The sequence below is a fragment of the Paenibacillus amylolyticus genome, assembly GCF_047302515.1.
GTDB lineage: Bacteria > Bacillota > Bacilli > Paenibacillales > Paenibacillaceae > Paenibacillus > Paenibacillus amylolyticus_G.
On sequence record NZ_CP168019.1, the window covers coordinates 4,392,773 to 4,414,478 of the forward strand.

Below are 21,706 nucleotides of genomic sequence, written 5' to 3' on the forward strand. Positions count from 1 at the left end.
TTAATAATAATTAAGTGTAATGAAGGCTCACTTTAATATTCAAACCATGTTCAGGAAATTTTTCAGCGTGGGAAAGCATTCACTTCATCTTTTTTTAAACCAATAATATTAGTGACATATCGCTGGTACTTTCTCATATAACAACCTAATCTACAACGTCCAGTATTCATACAATGATCTTTAGTAATTGGTCAACACTGCATTATCTTTTCTGGAAGTAATAAATGTTTAGTTGACTCTATTGATCGTCTCCGGTTTTATATAAACATTTCATATTAAACTTCATCAATGAAGAAACAAATCACTATGTTATACTATCCAGCACTTCATCACTCAGACCGTAAAAGGTTGAATATTGCCGCGAATCGATCTGTGCAAGCCACAGCCGAACGTCTGCATATTCATACCAATACGTTGTACCTGCGCCTGCGCAAAATAGAGGAGATTCTAGGTGTTGATCTGAACGATTCCGAGGGTTGGATGAAGGTGTATCTGGCATGTCATTTAAGTGAAGTATACTCTGTTGCTCCTACCGCGAGTGGAGCACTAAAATTGTAACTCCATCAATTCAGTCCGTGCAGTTTGCGAAAACGCTCTGGACTCATGCCTGTATGCCTTTTAAACATCGCACAGAAATAACTGGCATTCTCGTAACCCACCCGATCAGCAACTTCATATATTCGAAGCTCTCTCTCACTGAACATAAGTTGTTTGCTTCGATTGATCCGTTCCTGGTTCACGTAAAATACAGGTCTGGTATGGAGTGCCCTCTGAAACAGCCTGCACAAATATTGGGGAGATACCACAGCCACATCGGCCAGTTCTTTCAGCGAAAGTGAACGATCCAGATGCTCTGCGATATAACGCAGCACAGGCTTCAAGCGCTCCAGTTCATCATTATAATTGGCGGATGCGATGAGTAGTGGCTTCAGATCCAGCAGTAGGGCATATAATTGTTTGGAGCATTCAACATCGTAATCTGCGTAATCCGTAGTATCCCCATTCTCTCCTCTAACCAGAAGTTGCTTCAGGCCACGCAGCAGCGTTGCTGTCCTGAGTCTGCATACGCGTGAACCGGGTATCCCCGCATAAGATAATAACTGGCTAGCCTCTCTCCCCTGAAACGAGACCCACGCCAGTTCCCAACGGTCACTGATGGGCATATATCGATGCGGTACATCGGGATACAGAAAGAAAACATCACCCGGTCCGACGATATACTCGTCCTCTTGTATAATCAGTCTCCCCTGACCATGAATAATCTGGTGGATCTGATAATCCGGGAATCCCTCTGGACGCTCAGTTTCATATTGGTGTTCCCAGTAACCAACCGTGGTCATATAGATCGGCAGGCGAGCAGCTTCTTCTGTTTTACCAAAAAAAATCCGGGTATCCATCCAGTACACCACTTTCTCCATCGTTAGTTTCATATTGTGATATATATGGGCAATATTCTTTATTCTCTAAGTCATCATTCAATTCTATAATGACAATATTATAACATTTCATAAGGAGTTGCTGTTATGCGAAAGAAACTGGTACACACCCCTCCGGCAAATGGATACCCGGAATGGAACAATAATCCCGAGACTTTTCAAGTAAACCGTCTACCCGCACATGCTTCTATGGTAGCGTTTCCATCTATAACAGAAGCATTGTCCAATGATTCCAGCGCATCGCCATGGTACGATTCACTGAATGGTCAATGGAAGTTTGCCTTTGCGGAGACACCGGAGCAACGGATTACATCCTTTTATGAGAACAACTATGATGCCAGTGAATGGGATGAGATCGCCGTTCCTTCCAACTGGCAGTTGCAAGGTTACGATTATCCCCACTATACAAATATGACGTATCCGTGGGTCGAGCGTGAGCCTGAATTGAAGCCACCATTTGCACCAACAACTTATAATCCGGTGGGTTCGTACATCCGCACGTTTACGGTTCCTGTAGACTGGAAAGACCGGCCTGTCCTGCTTCATTTTGAGGGCGTTGAATCCGCCTTTTATGTATGGGTCAACGGGGAACTGGTCGGTTATAGCGAAGACACGTTCACGCCCGCAGAATTCGATATCACTTCGTATCTAACGGAAGGTGAAAACAAGCTTGCTGTGGAGGTATATCGCTGGTGTGATGCGAGCTGGCTGGAGAATCAGGATTTCTGGCGGTTAAGCGGCATCTTCCGTGGTGTATACCTGCATTCACCTTCGCCGGTTCAGATCGCCGATTTCTTTGTTCGTACTGAACTGGATGACGCGTATCAGGATGCGGAGCTACTGCTGGATTTGAAATTATTTAATCATAATGCCGCGCAGACCCCTGCCGGATTGTCCGTTCAGGCGCAGCTCTATGATGCACAACAGCAGACAGTGCTGAAGCAACCACTTACTGCGGCCGTTACTTTCCAGGGCGAGGATGAACTTTCATTCCAGTTGTCAGCAGAGGTTATGAAGCCGCTACTATGGAGCGCTGAGTCCCCTAACCTGTATACACTTGTGCTGTCCATTCAGGACGAATCAGGCGAAACACTGGAAGCAGTCCGTAGCCGGATCGGATTCCGCAAGTTTGAACTGAAGGACGGCCTGATGCAAATCAATGGCAAACGCATTGTATTTAAAGGCGTCAATCGTCATGAATTTTCCCCGGATAAGGGTCGAGCCATTGGACGGGAAGACATGATCCGTGACATCGAGTTGATGAAGTCCTATAACGTTAACGCGGTGCGTACATCCCATTATCCGAATCAGTCACTCTGGTACGAACTGTGTGATGAATATGGCCTCTATGTCATTGACGAAACGAATCTGGAAACTCACGGCACCTGGGATTATGGGCAAAAGGAAATGAATGAAAACAATATTCCCGCAAGCAAGCCGGAATGGCGTGATAACGTAATAGATCGCTGTAACTCGATGTTCCAGCGGGACAAAAACCATGCGTCCGTGATTATCTGGTCTCTGGGTAATGAGTCCTTCGGCGGCGATAACTTCATCGCCATGTACGATTATCTGAAACAAGTCGATCCAACCCGTCTCGTTCATTATGAAGGTACCTTCCACTATCGCCCTTCTGATTCTGCAAGCGATATTGAATCGACAATGTATATCAGCCCACAAGATGTAGAGAATTATGCTCGCATGAAGGGTCCGAAGAAACCTTATATTATCTGCGAATACAGCCATGCCATGGGTAACTCTTGTGGAGGTTTGCATCTGTATTGGGATTTGTTCGATAAATATGATGTGTTGCAGGGTGCATTCATCTGGGACTGGGTCGATCAGTCCATTCGTACCACTACGGCAGACGGTGTAGAATATTTTGCTTATGGCGGCGATTTCGGTGAATCTCCTCATGATGGAAATTTCTGCGGGAACGGACTGATTCTGGCCGATAAGACGGTTACACCGAAGCTGGAAGAAGTGAAGAAATGTTATCAGAATGTTCGTATGGAAACCGTTGATGTCAAAGACGGCCTGCTTCGTATCAAAAACCAGTTCCTGTTCACGGATCTGAGCGAATATTCGCTCGTATGGACAGTAACACACGATGGTGTATCCGTAGAGAACGGTACGTTGGATATCGCGGTACCTCCTGGCGAATCGGTTGAAGTCCGAATCCCTTATACGCCATCTTCCGATCTGTTCCAGGAAGCGGTGCTGACTGTATCTCTGGTTACAAAAATCGCAACCAAATGGGCAGGAGTAGATCATGAGATTGCCTGGGATCAGTTCGTGGTATCTCCGCGATTGCGTCCAATCCAACAGGTACACCAAGGGCAAGGCAATACACCGCAGGTAAAAGAGCTGCAAGATGAATTGAAAGTGACTACAGGCCAAGTCACGTTGAGCTTCAATCCAGCTACTGGCGCGTTAACGTCCTATCAGATCAACAATCAGGAGCAATTGCTCGCACCTGTCCGGCCGAATTTCTGGAGAGCCATGACAGACAACGATATGGGGAACCGCCTGAATGATCGTTCTGCGTTCTGGAGAGATGCTCACGCTACCAGCAGATTAATTCGCTTCGAGCACCATGCAGACGAGCAAGGTATTCTCGTAACGACCGATTATACGTGGGATCAACATCCGGGATGTACGCTGTCCATCACATACCGAATTGATGCGGATGGTGTATTGGAAATCAGTCAAAACCTTATTCCAGGCATAGGCTTACCTGATCTACCGGAATTCGGTATGCTGTTGCAACTGAATAACCGCTTGGATACAATCTCTTGGTACGGCAGAGGCCCGCATGACAACTACGCAGACCGTCTGACCAGTGCACGTCTCGGTTATTACACAGGTGCGGTTCGAGATCAATTTGTTCCATATCTGAAACCACAAGAGTGTGGTAACAAAACGGATGTACGCTTTGCTGAAGTTACGTCAGCGGATGGTCAGCTTGGCCTTCATGTTGAAGCCACCATACCATTTGAAATCAATGCGTTGCCGTGGACACCGGAGGAACTGGAAGCAAACGACCATGTGTACAAATTACCTCAGAGCACACAGACTATCGCACGCATCAATTACAAACAAATGGGTGTTGGCGGAGATGACAGCTGGGGCGCACGTACCCATCCTGAATACACTTTGCCAGCCAACCGCGCGTATCACTTCACCTTTACGGTAAAACCTGTATAACATCAAGCAAGCACTGCTGGCAGCATGCCGGCAGTGCTTTTTTTTGTTGGGGCAGTGAGTAGTGGGAGTTTGAACTTTGTCATGGGAACATTATAATGAATGAGGTGCAAGAAAGATTTTTTCCAGCTATTACTCTATTACGAGGTGAGACTTTGCAATATCTGTTTACCACTCTCTTCATTCTTGGCTTTTTTGCTTTCTTGATAATTGTTGTTGGGATGATCTTATCTATTCGCAAAGGTGATAGGTTGCCGATCAGATATATTTTTCTAACAACGGCCTGTTTTGCAATTGCTTTAATAGGTTTGTTTGGGATGCTGACTTTATCTTCGAACTCTACTCAGTCTGAAATAGATCAGACCCCTTCATCCCAGATTAAACTTTCTGGCCTCCACATGACTACCGATGAATTTAAAAACAAGTTTAATGGCGCCGTAGGCAAATACCGACTGAATGGGTTGAGTATTACCCGCTTGAATATACAAGACTCTTCTGAGCACGGCACTGGCACTTTCGAGTATATATTCAATGACGAGTTACATTTGGTTGGTGCAGCGAATGCAGATAAGAGCATTCAGGAAGTCAGGTTATACGCAACTGGTGATACGCGTAAACCAACAGGTGGAATTTTTTTGACTGCTATCGCTACACTCATTCTCACAACCGATAGTGAGTACTCATATAACGATGCACAAGATGTCATCCAGGATATCGGTCTATTGGATCGTGAAGTGGATCAGTCTGATTTTGATGGAGCGACTATTCGCAACGGATTGGAATATCGCTTCAGCGTACAGGATTCTGAGCACTCTACTTTTGAAATAACTGTTGCGAAATGAGACCCCATTGTGTGAAAAGGCCGCTCCATGAAGGAACGGCCTAACGTGTGATATGTACTTTTTTTGGATAATTCAGTAGTCACAGTCTCTGATCTAACATTTTCCTATTTTAAGGATTAGTAAGCCAAAAAATTAAAGTAATCACTATACAAAAAAGCGAGACAGGGTAAAGTATCCATTTACTGATCTTATCTTTGTAAGTGACAATCCAACAAACAATGCCTATCCAGGCGATTAATAGTTGCCATAAGTCCAATGATGAACACCTCCCGCATGCGAGAGTTACTCAAAAGTTACTATCTCGCTCTGATTGTTCCAACTCATTTTAAAGGTAATTGGATCTTTCGTTTTCTCCGCCTCAGTAGCCGTTCCCGACATACTGAACGGTACCCCTTGTTCCTCAAGCGCCTTCCCCTGTTGTTTTATATTATTGCTGGTAAGGTCAAACACAAAATCCTTTATGCGCTTTTCATCACCTATATAAGTAATACTATAGCTCCCTGTTGATCTCTGTAGAGAAACATCCCAGTTATCGCTCTTTCCGTGTAGTCTATCATCCGCACCACAAGCTGAGACAATAGATAAAAGTAATATAGTACAAAGAATCAATGGCAATTTAAATAATTTCATAAAATCCCTCCTTTTAGTAATATACCCAAAAATGTGAGTTATGATATTCGCTAATCATTCCTGATATCTAATCTATATAAGTTGAACTAAAGTTATTTACACAGACACTACGATGACAGAATAACCTTCCAATCGCTGTTATCCCCAAAATTTTTTGATTCCTTTTCCGAAGGGGAAAATCCGGGGATAAAGGCGAACGCTTTGCTTTTTCAGGTTTTTTCTGTCCTCTCCGTTATCGTGTAAATGATTAGTCCAGTTTATATAGTTTAATGTGACTTACCTTTGATATGACTAACGATTCTCTGAGCATCGTACTTGACCCATCCCAACAATGCAGAACCTCGTGATGTCTGCCAAGGCAGTCCTACAAAGTAAAGTCCAGCAACCGGTGAGACACCTCTCTCGTGTAAAATTGTACCTTGGGAATCAAAAGCAGCATTGATATCGATCCAACCATCATTTCGTTTGAACCCAGTCGCCCAAATAATATTGTCTACTGCTGTCTCACTACCATCCTCATATAGGATGCGGTCATCTATTGCATTAATGGCACGTGGGCGCATGTTAACTTTCCCTTGGATCATCAACTCTTTTAACTCATAGCCATAGACGTACTCTGGCTGATTTCGCAACCATTTTCCAACCATACGATCTGCACTTGCACGTAATATTCCGAGCTTTTCAAAATACCAGAATATACTTCGTTTCATAATATGCAAAGGCCTAAAGGTAATATTTCGAGCTATGGATATGTATACGGTTTGTTTATCATCTGATGTTAACTCTACGGCGATTTGGGCACCTGAATTTCCTCCGCCTACAACTACTGTTGTTTCAGGAAGCAATTGAGAGATATTTTTATATTCTGATGAATGAAGCTGAATTACTCTCGGATAATGATTTCGCAAAATGAGGAACATTCTTGTTCTGGAAAGGTCCCGTCGCAACGATAATATTGCGCGCTTCAATCATTCCATCATTGGTTTCAGCATAGTACACCTCATCTTGCTTCGAGAGACGGGAGATTTCACAGTTTAACTTTATTGGAAGCTCCATTTGTTTAGCATAGTTTTCAAAATAATCTGCAATTTCATCTTTGCTTGGCAGACTATTTTTATTTCCACTAAGCGGCATTCCCGGTAACCCATCATACATTCGTGGGGTAAAAAGACGCAAGGAATCGTACCGTTTACGCCAAGATTGCCCGACAGATGAGGCTGCGTCAACGATTAAAAAGGTTAACCCCGACTGCTGAAGATAGTAACCTGCTGCCAAACCTGCTTGCCCAGCTCCGATAACCAATACATCATACATATGTATCATCTCCAATATCATTAATGTATCAATATATGAGTACTTATTCATATATTTATTTTACTTAACAACTTTCTGTTTAGCAATAGAAGAAAACATCAGTACTTTTTTTTAAAAAAATCAACATAAAAAAGACTCCCTCACGGGAGCCTTTACTCATTTCAGCCTAGTTTGCCTGTAACGTATCTTTGATGCTATTCCTAATATGCTCGTTAGTTATTACCTTGTGTATCTATCGATGTCATCGTTCGCAGACTGATGCTCTCTTCTATGGTAATCTTCATGCTGACGAACGTCGTTCTTTAACTTCGCTAAGGATCCCCAGCCCATAAAGGCAAGTAACAGCACCGTAATCAGCGCATATGCAAAGCTATATAGATTCATGAAGAAGTTGATAAATATTGCAGTGAGCATCAAACCCAGAATCAACGAACATCAGGATACTATTATAAACCTAAATCTCTTAACAATCTAATTCACCTAAATGTTATCTCATGGTAAAATATAACTAGTAATTCAGTAAATTTCAAAGGGGCTAATTTTATGAACGAGATTAATAAACTTAGAGCAGTAAGACAATTTGATGAGAGTTCCACCGGAAGAGACTCTAGTGATAACCGTTCACCATTTGAAAGAGATTATGGACGTCTTATACACTCACCTACATTTAGAAGACTCCAGGGAAAATCGCAAGTTTTTGGAGCCGGATCAGGAGACTATTATAGAACTCGACTAACACACTCTCTAGAAGTAGCCCAGATTGCAAGAAGTATTGCAAGAAGCATTACTACTACTTCTGCAAACAAGGAACATCCAGGGCTAGTAATTGACCCACTTGTTGTAGAGTGTGCGGCACTTGCTCATGACTTCGGACATCCACCCTTTGGTCACAAGGGGGAACACGATCTTAATGAGAAATTAAAAGAGTATAATTTATTGTTTGAGGGCAACGCTCAAAATTTTCGTTTATTAATGTTTCTAGAAAAAAGAGACTCCAGATATGATGGACTTAATTTGTCAGCAGCGACTCTACTGGCAATTAATAAATACCCATATGAACTTACTGTTGATTCCTCTAAAGGTTTATACAGTAGTGAGTGGAGTTATATTTCAGAAATTCGGAACAAATGGGACATGCCAGAAAAGAAAGCAACTCTAGAGGCCCAACTTATGGATTTAAGTGATGATATTGCTTACTCTTCGCATGACATTGAAGATGGTATTAGGGCAGGAAAAATACAGATGAACGGATCTTTTTTACTTAATGATCGATTAATTGATTTTGTATCAATAGAAGTTGATAAAGCATATGAAAAAGAGCCTGAGCTTTGGGAAGGGGTACAGATTAAGCAGGAAGTCAAGAAAGTATTGCAAGAATATCTCGAAAATTGGGATGAAATTCACAGTAAACTGCAAAAAAACAACTCCTTGACTCGTAAAGAGAACAAAGCCTTTTCAGTAAATAATTTTGTTAAACAAGTTGGGATTATTGAAGATGGTGAATGGTTTAAAGTTACTTTTGTAGATTCAAATGGGATGGAAGATGTTGACCTTAAAAGAAAAATGATTATCTTAAAGAAACTTGCTTGGGTAACTCTAGTGAGGGACTTACGTGTACAACGTCTTCAACAAAGAGGCGAGAATATCATTAATAAATTGTGGGATGTATTCATGAAGAACACAGATTCAATCATTCCTACAGACTGGCTAGATAGATTTAATAATGATGATTCATGGTGTTCTGAGAGGTTTGTTGCTGACTATTTATCAGGAATGACAGATTCTTACGCAGAGAAGCTATATGAAGAATTATATGGTAGCCTCCCTGGTTCTATATATGATCTGGATTAATTCAAGGGAGGTAATTATTGCTCATAGCAACAATCAAGGAAAATGAAAATTATCTTTTTTCTCACAAATCAAAACCACACTAAATTAAGTAGTGTGGTTTTTGTTACATTTATAATATATGAGTTGCCATTGCTTCTCAAATTTTTGTCACATCGTAGAAAATTCACTCTCCCAGGCAGATGATATATTTAAATTTTTCACCTTTAATACATCATACCGCCCATGTCAAGCATCCCACCACCAGCGATATCCACTTCGATTATTTTAATCCACTCTCCAGTCGGAGCGTTGAAGCCAACGCCTATTGTCGGAACATTACCTATTATTATCAATCTTAATGTAAATATCACCTGATATTTACACTCAATTGTTGCGGGTGATTTACTGTTCACGTTATAAGCTTCGCTAGCCATCCCCACTGAGTTCTTCTCCAACACATCCCAAAAAGTGCATCCAGTCAGAAGCCATACCGTAGGATGGATATTAAACAAGGGCATCAGTATAGGAATATGTACGTGCTAGAGTTTAAAACGCAGAGACTAGGTTATTCCCTAACAGTCTTCCCACCTTAGTGTGGAGTCACTATGTTCATTAACCAGGTCTGACTCGATACATGAACGTTGGTATTTTTGAAGAATTCAAAACGTTACACATTCAATTTCTTGGATACAAGGCCCCACTTATCTTCAGTTAGTTCCCTAATCAAATTAAATCCGTTCTTCTCCAAGTAGAAATTATATAACTTATCTTTTTTATGGTAGTCAACCGTTGAAAGGGACGCCTTTACTGTTTCAATTCCCATTCCTTTCAGGACAATAAACAAATTTTGTAAAATATATGTCCCTATACCTCGGTTTGTAAACTTCCCACAATTGATATCCTCTATTTCTGCATTATTGCTACCTCCAAAAACATGCTTCATTAGGAGTGGCTGTTCTTTCCCACCATCAACGAATACAACACATTCAATTTCCCTAGAATGTTTCAACGGACTCCGGTCTCTATCAATAAATTTTTGCTGAAGTTCCTGGCTATACTCTAATTCTTCATCAAATATAATGACTACTTGTTGTCCTTCATTAAGATTACAAATGAAAACATGCCTGTTAAAGTCCTCAGGCTGTTTATAATTTATAGCATTCTGTAGATTCAATGCCGATAACCGCATTTTTTTAATTATGCTTTCTTTACTTTTAATACTATCACGCAATTGGTAATTGGCTTCATTTAGTTTATTATTCTGATCTCGCTGGAATTTCACATCCCATTTTAACCTTTTTATCACCCTCCAGATTACCCCTCCACAAATTATAATTACCATCAACAAGACTAAATAAATTCTTAATTCCAAACGACCATCCGCCCTTCAATTTTTAGAGAACTTTCTTTACTATCATCAAAGAACTTTTAAAGATTTAAAAACCACTCCTTAAATAAGAAGTGGTTTTTGTGTTGTTTATCATTTGTAACAGTGGCTGCTTCACGAACCCTCAATCAAATTGACCGAGAACTCGCTCTGCCAGGCACATGATGTAATAAAGGTTTTTACACCTTTATTACATCATGCCGCCCATTCCACCCATACCGCCCATATCAGGCATTCCGCCACCAGCACCTGCTGGTTCTGGTTTGTCAGCGATGACCGCTTCAGTAGTCAGGAACATTGCTGCTACGGAAGCAGCGTTTTGCAATGCATAACGAGTTACTTTCGCAGGGTCAACGATACCAGCTTCGATCATGTTAACCCACTCGCCAGTTGCAGCGTTGAAGCCGATGCCTGTTTGTTCTTTTTTCAGACGTTCCACGATTACGGAACCTTCTTCGCCAGCGTTAGCTGCGATTGTGCGGATTGGTGCTTCCAGAGCACGCAGGACGATGTTTACGCCTGTTTGCTCGTCACCGGACAGAGCTACAGCCGCAACCGCGCTATATACGTTCATGAGCGCTGTACCACCACCGGATACGATACCTTCTTCAACCGCTGCGCGAGTTGCGTTCAGGGCATCTTCGATGCGAAGTTTGCGTTCTTTCAATTCTGTTTCAGTAGCCGCACCAACTTTGATTACTGCTACACCGCCGGACAATTTAGCCAGACGCTCTTGCAGTTTCTCTTTGTCGAACTCGGAAGTTGTTTCTTCCAGTTGTGTACGGATTTGGCTAACACGTGCATCGATATCGGATTTGTTACCAGCACCGTCAACGATGATTGTGTTTTCTTTTGTTACGCGGATTTGACGAGCTGTACCCAGTTGTTCCACAACAGCGGATTTCAGGTCCAGACCCAGTTCTTCCGTGATCAATTGGCCACCAGTGAGGGCAGCGATGTCTTGCAGCATTGCTTTACGACGGTCACCGAATCCTGGAGCTTTAACAGCTACAGCATTGAATGTACCACGCAATTTGTTCACAACCAGCATAGCCAGTGCTTCGCCTTCGATATCTTCAGCGATCAATACCAGTGGTTTGCCTTGTTGAACGATTTTCTCAAGCAATGGCAAGATATCTTGCGTGCTGGAGATTTTTTTGTCTGTGATCAAGATGTACGGATTGTCCAAAACAGCTTCCATTTTGTCCGTATCAGTGATCATGTAAGGAGAGATGTATCCACGGTCGAATTGCATACCTTCAACCACTTCAAGCTCTGTAGCGAATCCTTTGGATTCTTCTACAGTGATTACGCCATCTTTACCTACTTTTTCCATAGCTTCAGCGATCAGTTCGCCTACTTCTTCGTCAGCTGCAGAGATTGCTGCAACTTGTGCGATGGATTGTTTGGAATCGATTGGTTTGGAGATGGATTGCAATTCAGCAACCGCAGCTTTAACCGCTTTGTCGATCCCTTTACGGATACCGATTGGGCTAGCGCCTGCAGTTACGTTTTTCAGACCTTCTGTGATCAGCGCTTGCGCCAATACAGTTGCTGTTGTAGTACCGTCACCGGCAACATCGTTGGTTTTCGTTGCTACTTCTTTAACCAGTTGTGCACCCATGTTCTCGAATGCATCTTCCAGTTCGATTTCTTTAGCAATGGTTACACCATCGTTAGTGATGAGCGGGCTTCCGAATTTTTTCTCCAGAACCACGTTACGGCCTTTAGGACCGAGTGTTACTTTTACTGCATTAGCCAATGCATCCACACCACGAAGCATGGAGCGACGAGCGTCTTCACTGAATTTAATGTCTTTAGCCATGTTAAGAAAACCTCCCTAGTTTTTGTTGGAAAATGGTCGTGCTATATGGTTCGGTTATCCGATTAAATTTGAATTAGTCGAGAATCGCGTGAATATCGCTCTCTTTCATAATCAAATATTCTTTACCTTCGAATTTGATTTCTGTACCGGCATATTTGGAGAAAATAACGCGATCTCCTTCTTTCACTTCCAGAGCTACACGTACGCCGTCTTTCAATACTCCAGCACCAACTGCAATGATTCTACCCTCTTGCGGTTTTTCTTTGGCGGAGTCCGGGAGTACGATCCCGAAAGAAGTTGTTTGTTCTTGCTCCAGTGGTTCTACCAATACGCGTTCACCTAAAGGTCTGATCATGAAAAATAGCCTCCTTTTGAAATTATATAACGTTACATTGTAGGTTGTAGCCATATGTATTAGCACTCGACAGTGTTCAGTGCTAACAACCAACTTTATGATACTCAACTTGAAGCATGATTTCAAGTCCTTTTGACGAATTCCTGCGAGAATTTACGTTGAATTTACACAAACATAGCCAAATTACACCCGCCGCGCCTGGTTATATGTTGCAATTCACTAATCTTATTCTACGAAATTGTTTAGCCCTTCTGCAACGTTAACAGACAGTCCCTCTCCCATTGTATCCATTGTTGAACATAATATGCCTGCTTGTCCTGTCGTGGTGTCGGCAGTCTACAGAAATAGCCCGGATAAGAACATACCGTCTTTTCCGGGCACATTACAGCTTATCCTCATTCAGCCCGCATGTTTCTTATCCTCGGAACGAACGTAGCGGGATTCGATCTCTTCATCGGCTGCAAGCTGCTTGCGATATACGATTGCGGATAATAACACACTGATCTCATATAACAGCAGTAAGGGAATCATCACCAGCAGATCGGAAATAAAGTCTGGTGGTGTAATAACCACTGCAATGAAGATCAGAACAAAATAAGAGACTCTGCGCATTTTGCGAAGACGAATTGGATTCAGAATCCGCAGTCCTGTCAGAAACATAATAAGTAAAGGAAGTTCAAATAACAGGGACACAGGCAACACAATGCCAAACAGGAAGCTGAAATACTGCTTCATCCCGTAGGTCTCCACAAGCCCCATCTTCTCCGTTATTGCTGTTGTGAAGGCAAGTGCCATCGGAAAAATAACATAATACGAGAAAGCCATACCTGTCAGAAATAAAAGAAACACATAGGGCACATACTTCAGCGTTGCTTTACGCTCGCGCGGCTTTAGCCCTGGACTAACAAACTTCCAGATCTGATACACCGTAAACGGCAGTGTAATAATAAGTGAGAACAACCCTGCAATCTTCATATAGATGCCAATCCCGTCCCAGAACGAGAAGGCATGTAATACAAAACCTTTGGCCGACTCTGACTTGGTCAGATATTGGTATACCGGGTCCGCCACAAAAAATCCTGCAATCAGTCCCAGCACAAAAATGCTTAGTACATAGATCAGCCGCTTCCGCAGCTCACTCAGATGTTCCGTAATCGACATTTCTTCCATTTGCTGCGTCATGCCTGCCCCCCATTATTGCCAGCTTAAAATACAAAACCCTTCCGGCAGGAAGGGATTTCTCTTTCATTGCCGTCAAGATTATTCCGGCAGGCGTTTATCAGCAGGCTTGTCTGCAGGTGTGCTCTCAGCCGCCAGCGGTTTCGCTTTCTCCTGCTCTTTGCGATTGGACGAGTCATCCTCAGAGATAATCTCGCGAGCGCCCTCTTTGAATTCACGGAAGGTACGCCCAACTGCACGTCCCAGTTCCGGAAGTTTGTTGGGTCCAAACAACAACAATGCAATCACGGCCAGCAAAATAAAACCCGTTGGTCCAATGGAACTTAACATTGATAATCCTCCTCGTCTCAAGCTTCGAAGATGCGCATACTCGGCCAGATGTTCATAGATGTCTCTGCTGCGTTCTTAATTTAAGCCCATCATACCATAGATGTAACCACTTACATAACCCGCAAAATTCACAAATAAGAGATGTCACTAGAACAATCTAACAACGGTCATGGCTAATCGGATATCTTGCCCCAGAGTCCATGCTCGATTATTGCTTGAACTGACCCGTAACCATCAGCAGCGCTTCCGGAAGCTGATCCATAATGGCAGCCAGATGTTCATGCACACCCTTTGGTGTACCTGGCAGATTAACAATCAGCGTGCGTCCACGAATGCCACATACCCCACGGAACAGCATTGCAGAACGGTTTTTGCTCATTACACTGTACCGCATGGCCTCTGCCATCCCGGGAACTTCCCGCTCAATTACGCGCCGGGTCGCTTCCGGAGTAATATCACGAATGGCCAGCTCCGTGCCACCGGTAGTCAGCACCAGATCGGCGTGAAAATAATCCGTCATCTCAATCAAAGCCGCAATAATCTCATCGGGTTCATCCGGAACGATACGGTACTCCACGATTTGACCACCCAGCTCTTCTTCCACCAGCTCCCGAATGACTTGTGCACTCGTATCCTCACGTTCCCCGCGGGCTCCTTTGTCACTGGCTGTCAGGATTGCTGTTCTCCACACCATAAAGATCACCCTTCTCCTCTATGAAAATAAATATTGCCTATCGGCTGTAATCACCGTTTTTGCCACCACTCTTGGAATTCAGCATGGTTGGACCGATAATCATATCTTTTTGCATGGCCTTGCACATGTCATAGACCGTCAGTGCTGCAGCTGAGGCAGCCGTGAGCGCCTCCATCTCAACACCCGTTTTGCCTTCGGTTTTGACAGTAACTTCAATGTGTAATTCATCCACTCCGTTATCATGAAAACGAATATCCACACCCGTCAGTGCCAGCGGATGGCACATCGGAATCCAGTCCGATGTTTTCTTCGCGCCTTGAATCCCGGCAATCTGAGCCACAGCCAGAACATCACCTTTGCCAATTCGGCCCTCCCGAATCGCTTCCAGTGTATCTGGATTCATCGTCACTTTGGTTACGGCCACAGCCGTACGTACGGTAATTTCCTTACCTGAAATATCAACCATCCGGGCCCGCCCCTGTTCATTAAAATGGGTCAGTTTGCCACCGGAAGCTTGGCCGTTATTCGCTTCTGAACTCAATCACATCACAACCCTTTATTCGATATGTAATATACCTTCGGTTGTTATCAACAGATCAATCCGCAGATCGAGCAGGTCCATCGGGATCTCCTCCTGTAGCTGACCCGGCAACACCATCGCAGCCATCAACGGTTTCTTGCCCGTCATCGCACATGTTGCTGCAAGCGTCTCGGCAAAACGATCATAATAACCGCCACCATAACCAATACGCCCGCCATGGAGATCATAACCAAGTCCCGGTACCAATATGAGATCGATACCCGGCCAATCATCAGGCGTCAGGACTTCACAGGAATCCTTGGGTTCTGGTATCCCCCATATGCCTGGCTCCAGATCTTGTTCTCCGGTCACTCGCCGTAGCTCCATTCGAGGTGGATTCGCCAACACTTTTGGTGCAAACATCACATCTCCATGATTCCAGCCCTCTTGAAACAGAAAAGCTGTGGACGCTTCGCTTCCATAGGACAAATAACTGAATATTACGAGTGGTCTGTTCACAACCTTGCTCTTGGCCTGTCTAAGGCGCTCCAGCTCCCGCTTCACTCCAGTGTTAATCTTAGTCATTGCCTGCTGATGCATACTTGCATCCATCAGATCACGGCTCTGTCTCAGTCTGGATCGAAGCTGACTTTTCAGTTCCGCATGATCCTGCATATCCTTGAATAACCTCCTGTTGATAGGGAAGGTAGAAAAAAGCTCTCATTAAAAACAATTTATATGTTATGACCAGTTGTCATCTTGTTGAAATGGTTAAAATGATTCATTTTCTGCAAAATCCTCATGTAATAACATGCCTTCTTTCAGTTTATCATTGATTGATCAAAAAGACTACATGCCCCATGCGTTCCCAATCGGTGCAATTGCTCTGTATTTCATGTAAACTGGGATATAGTTGTCATATCAAGAACTGGACCTATGGAGGAACTTAATTTTATGCTGCTGCAAGTATCCGGAATTATCAAACGTTTTGGTGTCGATCCAATCCTGGACGGCGTGAACTTACAAATATTAGAACGCGAGCGCATCGGCCTCGTTGGTGTAAACGGTGCAGGGAAATCCACTTTGCTCAAAATTGTAGCCGGTGAAATGTCCTATGACGGAGGACAGATCTTCAAGTCCAAAGAAACGACGCTCGGTTACCTGGCTCAGAACAGCGGGCTACAATCCGACCGTAACATCTGGGAAGAAATGATGAATGTCTTCGCTCACCTGACACAGGCTGAAGCAGATTTGCGTCAGATGGAACGCGATATTGCCGACCCTGCCCAGATGGAAGATGAGAAAAAGTATGCTGACCTGCTGGAACGTTATGCGAAACGCTCCGATTGGTTCAAGGACCATGGTGGCTATGAGATGGAAACCCGCATTCGCAGCGTACTGCACGGGATGGGATTCGGCGAATTTTCGCCAGACACCCCCATTGCTACTCTGAGCGGCGGGCAGAAGACACGCCTTGCGCTTGCTCGTATTTTGCTTCAGGCACCTGATCTGCTCATGCTGGACGAGCCTACCAACTACCTCGATATCGCCACCCTTACTTGGTTGGAAGATTATCTGAGAGGTTATTCAGGCGCACTGCTCGTGGTATCCCATGACCGGTACTTCCTTGATCGACTCGTAACGACCATCGTTGAGATCGAACGTCACCGCTCCAAAAAATATACGGGCAATTACAGCCGTTATATGGAACTCAAAGCTGCCGAATATGAAACTCAGATGAAGCAATATGAGAAACAGCAAGGCGAAATCTCCAAGATGGAAGATTTTGTCCAGAAAAACATTGTACGTGCTTCGACGACCAAACGGGCGCAAAGCCGGCGCAAAGCCCTCGACAAAATGGAGCGGCTTGATAAACCGATGGGAGATTTGAAAAAAGCCCATTTTTCCTTCGAAACCGCCGTTATGTCAGGCAAGGAAGTGCTTCGAGTGGATCAGCTGTCTGTCGCTTATGACGAGGCTTCTCCATTGTTCCGCAACGTGTCCTTCGATCTGCGACGCGGGGAAACGGTTGCTCTGATTGGACCAAACGGTATTGGTAAATCCACCATGCTGAAGTGTCTTACGGGAAGTTTACGTCCGGTAAGCGGGGAGATCCAATGGGGAACAAAAGTGCAGATTGGCTATTATGATCAGGAACAGACTGGGCTCAATCCGTCCAACACGGTTCTGGAAGAACTGTGGAGTGCCTATCCCGGGATGGAAGAAGCACGCATTCGGACCGTACTGGGGAACTTTTTGTTCAGCGGTGACGATGTGCTCAAGAAAATCTCCTCCCTCAGCGGCGGTGAGAAGGCACGTGTGTCTCTCTCCAAGCTGATGCTGAAGGAAGCCAACATGCTCATTCTGGATGAGCCTACGAACCATCTCGACCTGTTTGCCAAAGAAGTGCTGGAAGCGGCATTAATGGATTATGAAGGCACCCTGTTGTTCATCTCCCATGACCGGTATTTCCTCAATAAAATGGCTGAACGCATTGTTGAACTTCATCCAGGCGGCACAGAACAATATCTCGGTAATTACGATGATTATGTGGAGAAAAAACAGGAGCTTGAGGACATCGCACGTGAAGCTGCTGAGGCACGTCAGGCTTCGTCCAAGAACTCGTCCAAATCCGATTTGAACACAGCCACAACCGAAAAATCCGGAGCGGCTTCATTCGAAGCGGAAAAACAGGCGAAGCGTGAAGAGCGTAACCGACAACGCAAGCAGGAAGCTTTGGAACAACAGATTGCGGTGTTGGAAACGAAGATTACCGAACTTGAGGCACAGATGGCTCTGCCTGAAATCTATCAGGATTATATGAAGCTGCAAGAACTCCAGCAACAATCGGAGGAACACAAAGCAGAACTCACCAAGGCATACGAGGACTGGGAAGAACTAGCTATGGAATAGTACGAATAGTACAGACTCAGAACATGGCTTGATCGGCTCCATGCAAGTATAGTTATACCACCGGCTGATTCCTTATTGGGATCAGCTTTTTGTTTGTTGAGGATGCGTATAGAAGCTATGCACCTTATCTTCTTTATGTTCCTTGAGATTGAACTCTAACATACGGAGGTTAGGGGAGCTGTTTTGACTTTTGTCAAATTTACTCGAATGAAGAGAAATATTTTTATCCCCCTGTCCCTCACACTTATCCACAAGAAAGCAAGATAGCAAGCACATTAATAAGCTTAATTATACAGCGGTAGAATAGCCTTTTTCACACAAAAACCATATTTATCCACCAAGTTATCCACTTTATCCACAACTTTGTGGATAGTAAGGAGTCATTCTATCCCCTAAACCCTTTTCGTTTCGAAAACTATGCTGGTTTGGCTTTGGGATAGTTACCCACAAATTACACTGGATATGTGGATAACTATAGTCACACCTTGACAAATGCATCCTTCCACTCCTCAATATACCTCCATAATAAGACAAAAGCAGACCTTTGTCGTTCAAGGCCTGCCCGTCATTTATTTACTATATGCCATGCATATTTATATCGAATTGCAATTGCTACTATTGCCGCTGTAGATGCGATCTGGCAATAGATGTTTTACGCATGTGCTTCTTGTTCATGATGTTCGGAAGACTCGGCCTTCAGCCCAGCAGCATTACAAGCCGCTACATACGCCAAACCGGCAGCCATGACGATATCATTATGTGTTGCTGTTCCCCGGAACTCACGTCCTGCACGCTCCACGGTAACTACAGCTTCTGCACTTGCACCCTCTCCACCACTCAAGGCATGCATCTCCATATCTACAAATGCAATATCATCGGAAATGCTCTGACCAATCGCACGGATGGTTGCATCCACGGGTCCACCGCCAACAGCGGAGTAAGATTGTTCTCCAGCGCTTGTGCGAATCCGAACGGCGGCCATTCGATCCGTCATACTGCCCGCTGTCACCTGCAATTCAACCAGTTCATAGTCCTGTGCAGGAATATTCATAGTCTGGCTAACCATCTGTAATAACTGGTCGTCACTGACCACTTTTTGCTGGTCTGCGGTTTCTTTGAACACCTCATACAATTGCTCCATCTGTTGCTCATCCGGCTCAAAACCGTATTTGCGAACCCGATCCTTCAGGGCGTGACGACCGGAGTGTTTGCCCAGAATAATCATGCTGCGTGGGATACCCAGCGCTTCCGGGTCCATAATCTCATAGGTGCTCCGATTCTTCAGCAGACCATCCTGATGGATGCCAGATTCATGCTGGAATGCATTACGTCCCACCACTGGTTTGTTGTACGCAATCGGGAAGTGCATCGCACGGCTAATCTGACGTGAAGTCTCATACAGCTGATTCAGCTTAATGTTCGTCGTTGCACCAATTGCGTCTCCCCGAGTCTCTAGCGCCATAATCAGCTCTTCCAGTGCACAGTTCCCCGTCCGTTCTCCGATACCATTGATGGTCACTTCAATCTGGGAAGCCCCATTGGCAATTGCAGCCAAACTATTGGCTACGGCCAGGCCCAGATCATTATGACAGTGGGCACTATAGCGAACCTGATCGCCGCCCCTTGCACCCTCACGCACCCGGCGGAACATCTCACCATACTCATGTGGCAGGGCATATCCGACCGTATCCGGCAGATTGATAATGCTCGCTCCAGCTTCAATGGCGACTTCAACCATTTCAATCAAATCGTCCATCTTGGTACGGGCAGCATCCATGGCGGTGAACTCTACGATGTCCGTGAACTGGCGTGCATAAGATACCATCTCACGAGCGGTAGCCACCACTTCACTGCGCGGACGGCGCAGTTGATGCTCAATATGAATATCCGAGGAAGAGATAAACAGGTGAATTCGGCGCCGTGCTGCATCCGCTGTTGCTTGCACAGCTGCATCGATATCACCTTTGACCGCCCGCGCGAATCCGCAGATTTCCACGTTCTGCAACTGTCTCGAAATCGCCTGAACCGCCGCGAACTCACCTGGACTGGAGATCGGGAATCCAGGCTCAATGACGTCGATACCCAGAGAAGCCAATTGGTGTGCCAGTTCAATCTTTTGCTCGGGTTGCAGACTTGCTCCTGGTGCCTGTTCTCCATCACGCAGCGTTGTATCAAAAATTTCAATCATGCGTTTGTTATTAGTTGTTGTCATATCCATCAACCTCCATCAAATTTTTATAAATATTTTCGTTACGATCCACGTGCCACAGAACACCCGCTAATCGCCGTCCCTGTTGTTATATATTTTGTTTGTAAACGCGTATGTTGTTTGTAGCTTAGTCCTTGGTGATCAGTAATACCTGTTGAATGTTTCGTGCCTATACTTGTTGTTCAATGTCCGTTACTCGTTCGTTGTATATCCTGCTTACCTTCATGACAGAGTGTACGTCGACTTACACCCTGACCTTCTGATTTTTTAATCCCCATATGGTTCTTCCCATGCCCACCCTGCTGCCGGCAGCAAACACAAATAACCCGCCATCTCATATAAGAGACGGCGGGTTATTATCCCCTCCGCGGTACCACTCTCGCTTGATGGGCCAGGCTTGCGCCGGACTCCATCCACCTCGTCGTCTCCGAAATCCGCTGGATGTGCGTGCACGCACGACACTACTCGCATTCGGAGAAACACCCTATAACGGGGGTTAACCGTTGCTGTGTAACACATGTTGTTGTCCATCAGGACAACTGGGCGATTGATATCGTCCCCACGCTTCCACAACTCCGTTCCCGGGCGAGATTCGAATGATTCCAGCCACTGCGTCGCACCACCCCGCAGCTCTCTGAGCGCTTTATCATTCTACTGCTCCCGTTCATCACATTTATAATATGACCTAACTTCATTATTTTGAAAATCAAAAAAGCCTGCCACCTCATGCAATAATGCAAGAGACGACAGGCTGTTCACCTTCGCGGTACCACTCTTGTTGACTTCCTTCCTGTTCATTCAAGACAACCCCTGAATGCTTTCGCATATCCGGATCACTTGAAGCAGCTTGAAAGCCCCCTCAGTTATCGTCAGTTGATCCTTGTAACAACGGTTCTACCGACAACGGCCCATTCACGGAGGCAACCCGTAACCATGTACTTTGGGCCATGATCGGCCTTCGGATTCTCCCAGGGAGTCACCGTGTTCCATCGTTCCGCTTCCAGGTGAGTTTCAGGTTTCCTTCGACTGCGTTGCACC

General features: G+C 44.6%; 18 protein-coding genes, 1 pseudogene and 2 other annotated features (1 of these 21 only partly in view). Of the genes and pseudogenes, 5 read left to right on the forward strand and 14 right to left on the reverse strand.

Annotated elements, in window-relative coordinates; all coding sequences use genetic code 11:
• Positions 1 to 288: 288 nt before the first annotated feature.
• Positions 289 to 558: a helix-turn-helix domain-containing protein gene (locus ACDJ59_RS19235; protein ID WP_413404971.1), complete on the forward strand. Its 270-nt coding sequence runs from the start codon at positions 289 to 291 to the stop codon at positions 556 to 558.
• 5 nt (positions 559 to 563) lie between these two features.
• On the opposite strand, the gene ACDJ59_RS19240 is transcribed toward ACDJ59_RS19235, so the two are convergent.
• A complete protein-coding gene (locus ACDJ59_RS19240) occupies positions 564 to 1,430 on the reverse strand; it encodes an AraC family ligand binding domain-containing protein (protein ID WP_413404973.1) in 867 nt (288 codons plus the stop codon).
• Positions 1,431 to 1,523: 93 nt separating this feature from the next.
• Between ACDJ59_RS19240 and ACDJ59_RS19245 the strand changes: the two genes are divergently transcribed.
• On the forward strand, positions 1,524 to 4,643 hold the full coding sequence (locus ACDJ59_RS19245; protein WP_413404975.1) for a glycoside hydrolase family 2 TIM barrel-domain containing protein: 3,120 nt from the start codon (positions 1,524 to 1,526) through the stop codon (positions 4,641 to 4,643).
• Positions 4,644 to 4,738: 95 nt separating this feature from the next.
• A complete protein-coding gene (locus tag ACDJ59_RS19250) occupies positions 4,739 to 5,482 on the forward strand; it encodes a hypothetical protein (RefSeq protein ID WP_413404977.1) in 744 nt (247 codons plus the stop codon).
• 282 nt (positions 5,483 to 5,764) lie between these two features.
• On the opposite strand, the gene ACDJ59_RS19255 is transcribed toward ACDJ59_RS19250, so the two are convergent.
• From ACDJ59_RS19255 to ACDJ59_RS19265, 3 genes and pseudogenes are all read right to left on the reverse strand, one after another.
• Positions 5,765 to 6,112 carry a hypothetical protein gene (locus ACDJ59_RS19255; RefSeq protein WP_413404979.1) on the reverse strand — a complete coding sequence of 116 codons (348 nt, stop codon included), beginning with the start codon at positions 6,110 to 6,112 and terminating at the stop codon, positions 5,765 to 5,767.
• A 266-nt stretch (positions 6,113 to 6,378) separates the two neighbouring features.
• Positions 6,379 to 7,435 (reverse strand): annotated as a pseudogene (locus ACDJ59_RS19260) (flavin-containing monooxygenase).
• Positions 7,436 to 7,645: 210 nt separating this feature from the next.
• Positions 7,646 to 7,810, reverse strand: a complete 165-nt coding sequence (locus ACDJ59_RS19265; protein WP_413404981.1) for a hypothetical protein — start codon at positions 7,808 to 7,810, stop codon at positions 7,646 to 7,648.
• A gap of 159 nt (positions 7,811 to 7,969) precedes the next feature.
• Between ACDJ59_RS19265 and ACDJ59_RS19270 the strand changes: the two genes are divergently transcribed.
• The gene (locus ACDJ59_RS19270; RefSeq protein WP_413404984.1) at positions 7,970 to 9,277 is read left to right on the forward strand and encodes a deoxyguanosinetriphosphate triphosphohydrolase family protein; all 1,308 of its coding nucleotides are present in this window, start codon (positions 7,970 to 7,972) and stop codon (positions 9,275 to 9,277) included.
• A 203-nt stretch (positions 9,278 to 9,480) separates the two neighbouring features.
• On the opposite strand, the gene ACDJ59_RS19275 is transcribed toward ACDJ59_RS19270, so the two are convergent.
• From ACDJ59_RS19275 to ACDJ59_RS19315, 9 genes are all read right to left on the reverse strand, one after another.
• A complete protein-coding gene (locus tag ACDJ59_RS19275; protein ID WP_413404986.1) occupies positions 9,481 to 9,669 on the reverse strand; it encodes a hypothetical protein in 189 nt (62 codons plus the stop codon).
• Between the two features lie 254 nt (positions 9,670 to 9,923).
• Entirely contained in the window at positions 9,924 to 10,628 is a 705-nt protein-coding gene (locus ACDJ59_RS19280) for a hypothetical protein (RefSeq protein ID WP_413404989.1), read from the reverse strand.
• 205 nt (positions 10,629 to 10,833) lie between these two features.
• Positions 10,834 to 12,468 (reverse strand): chaperonin GroEL, encoded by a 1,635-nt coding sequence (gene groL, locus ACDJ59_RS19285; protein ID WP_036611259.1) that lies wholly within the window; start codon positions 12,466 to 12,468, stop codon positions 10,834 to 10,836.
• 73 nt (positions 12,469 to 12,541) lie between these two features.
• Entirely contained in the window at positions 12,542 to 12,823 is a 282-nt protein-coding gene (groES, locus tag ACDJ59_RS19290; protein ID WP_017690077.1) for a co-chaperone GroES, read from the reverse strand.
• Positions 12,824 to 13,222: 399 nt separating this feature from the next.
• Positions 13,223 to 14,005 (reverse strand): twin-arginine translocase subunit TatC, encoded by a 783-nt coding sequence (gene tatC / locus ACDJ59_RS19295; RefSeq protein WP_413404991.1) that lies wholly within the window; start codon positions 14,003 to 14,005, stop codon positions 13,223 to 13,225.
• A gap of 78 nt (positions 14,006 to 14,083) precedes the next feature.
• Positions 14,084 to 14,332 carry a twin-arginine translocase TatA/TatE family subunit gene (gene tatA / locus ACDJ59_RS19300; RefSeq protein ID WP_036611264.1) on the reverse strand — a complete coding sequence of 83 codons (249 nt, stop codon included), beginning with the start codon at positions 14,330 to 14,332 and terminating at the stop codon, positions 14,084 to 14,086.
• A 208-nt stretch (positions 14,333 to 14,540) separates the two neighbouring features.
• Positions 14,541 to 15,026, reverse strand: a complete 486-nt coding sequence (locus tag ACDJ59_RS19305; RefSeq protein WP_017690080.1) for a molybdenum cofactor biosynthesis protein B — start codon at positions 15,024 to 15,026, stop codon at positions 14,541 to 14,543.
• A gap of 37 nt (positions 15,027 to 15,063) precedes the next feature.
• The gene (gene moaC, locus ACDJ59_RS19310; protein WP_303048966.1) at positions 15,064 to 15,567 is read right to left on the reverse strand and encodes a cyclic pyranopterin monophosphate synthase MoaC; all 504 of its coding nucleotides are present in this window, start codon (positions 15,565 to 15,567) and stop codon (positions 15,064 to 15,066) included.
• A 15-nt stretch (positions 15,568 to 15,582) separates the two neighbouring features.
• Complete coding sequence (locus tag ACDJ59_RS19315; protein ID WP_413404994.1) at positions 15,583 to 16,221, reverse strand: 5-formyltetrahydrofolate cyclo-ligase; 639 nt, start codon at positions 16,219 to 16,221, stop codon at positions 15,583 to 15,585.
• Positions 16,222 to 16,500: 279 nt separating this feature from the next.
• Here ACDJ59_RS19315 and ACDJ59_RS19320 point away from each other — a divergent pair, with 279 nt between their 5' ends.
• Complete coding sequence (locus ACDJ59_RS19320; RefSeq protein WP_413409858.1) at positions 16,501 to 18,459, forward strand: ABC-F family ATP-binding cassette domain-containing protein; 1,959 nt, start codon at positions 16,501 to 16,503, stop codon at positions 18,457 to 18,459.
• Positions 18,460 to 19,111: 652 nt separating this feature from the next.
• On the opposite strand, the gene ACDJ59_RS19325 is transcribed toward ACDJ59_RS19320, so the two are convergent.
• Positions 19,112 to 20,671, reverse strand: a complete 1,560-nt coding sequence (locus ACDJ59_RS19325; RefSeq protein ID WP_310338404.1) for a 2-isopropylmalate synthase — start codon at positions 20,669 to 20,671, stop codon at positions 19,112 to 19,114.
• Positions 20,672 to 21,006: 335 nt separating this feature from the next.
• Positions 21,007 to 21,345: a binding site (T-box leader), on the reverse strand.
• Between the two features lie 59 nt (positions 21,346 to 21,404).
• Positions 21,405 to 21,706 (reverse strand) — a binding site (T-box leader) (it continues 57 nt past the right edge of the window).

Excerpts from the sequence above, each read along its gene's own strand:
- ACDJ59_RS19235 (WP_413404971.1), top strand. The coding sequence starts at position 289 with ATGAAGAAACAAATCACTATGTTATACTATCCAGCACTTCATCACTCA.
- ACDJ59_RS19240 (WP_413404973.1), bottom strand. The coding sequence starts at position 1,430 with ATGAAACTAACGATGGAGAAAGTGGTGTACTGGATGGATACCCGGATT.
- ACDJ59_RS19245 (WP_413404975.1), top strand. The coding sequence starts at position 1,524 with ATGCGAAAGAAACTGGTACACACCCCTCCGGCAAATGGATACCCGGAA.
- ACDJ59_RS19250 (WP_413404977.1), top strand. The coding sequence starts at position 4,739 with ATGAATGAGGTGCAAGAAAGATTTTTTCCAGCTATTACTCTATTACGA.
- ACDJ59_RS19255 (WP_413404979.1), bottom strand. The coding sequence starts at position 6,112 with ATGAAATTATTTAAATTGCCATTGATTCTTTGTACTATATTACTTTTA.
- ACDJ59_RS19265 (WP_413404981.1), bottom strand. The coding sequence starts at position 7,810 with ATGAATCTATATAGCTTTGCATATGCGCTGATTACGGTGCTGTTACTT.
- ACDJ59_RS19270 (WP_413404984.1), top strand. The coding sequence starts at position 7,970 with ATGAACGAGATTAATAAACTTAGAGCAGTAAGACAATTTGATGAGAGT.
- groL (WP_036611259.1), bottom strand. The coding sequence starts at position 12,468 with ATGGCTAAAGACATTAAATTCAGTGAAGACGCTCGTCGCTCCATGCTT.
- groES (WP_017690077.1), bottom strand. The coding sequence starts at position 12,823 with ATGATCAGACCTTTAGGTGAACGCGTATTGGTAGAACCACTGGAGCAA.
- tatC (WP_413404991.1), bottom strand. The coding sequence starts at position 14,005 with ATGACGCAGCAAATGGAAGAAATGTCGATTACGGAACATCTGAGTGAG.
- tatA (WP_036611264.1), bottom strand. The coding sequence starts at position 14,332 with ATGTTAAGTTCCATTGGACCAACGGGTTTTATTTTGCTGGCCGTGATT.
- ACDJ59_RS19305 (WP_017690080.1), bottom strand. The coding sequence starts at position 15,026 with ATGGTGTGGAGAACAGCAATCCTGACAGCCAGTGACAAAGGAGCCCGC.
- ACDJ59_RS19315 (WP_413404994.1), bottom strand. The coding sequence starts at position 16,221 with ATGCAGGATCATGCGGAACTGAAAAGTCAGCTTCGATCCAGACTGAGA.
- ACDJ59_RS19320 (WP_413409858.1), top strand. The coding sequence starts at position 16,501 with ATGCTGCTGCAAGTATCCGGAATTATCAAACGTTTTGGTGTCGATCCA.
- ACDJ59_RS19325 (WP_310338404.1), bottom strand. The coding sequence starts at position 20,671 with ATGACAACAACTAATAACAAACGCATGATTGAAATTTTTGATACAACG.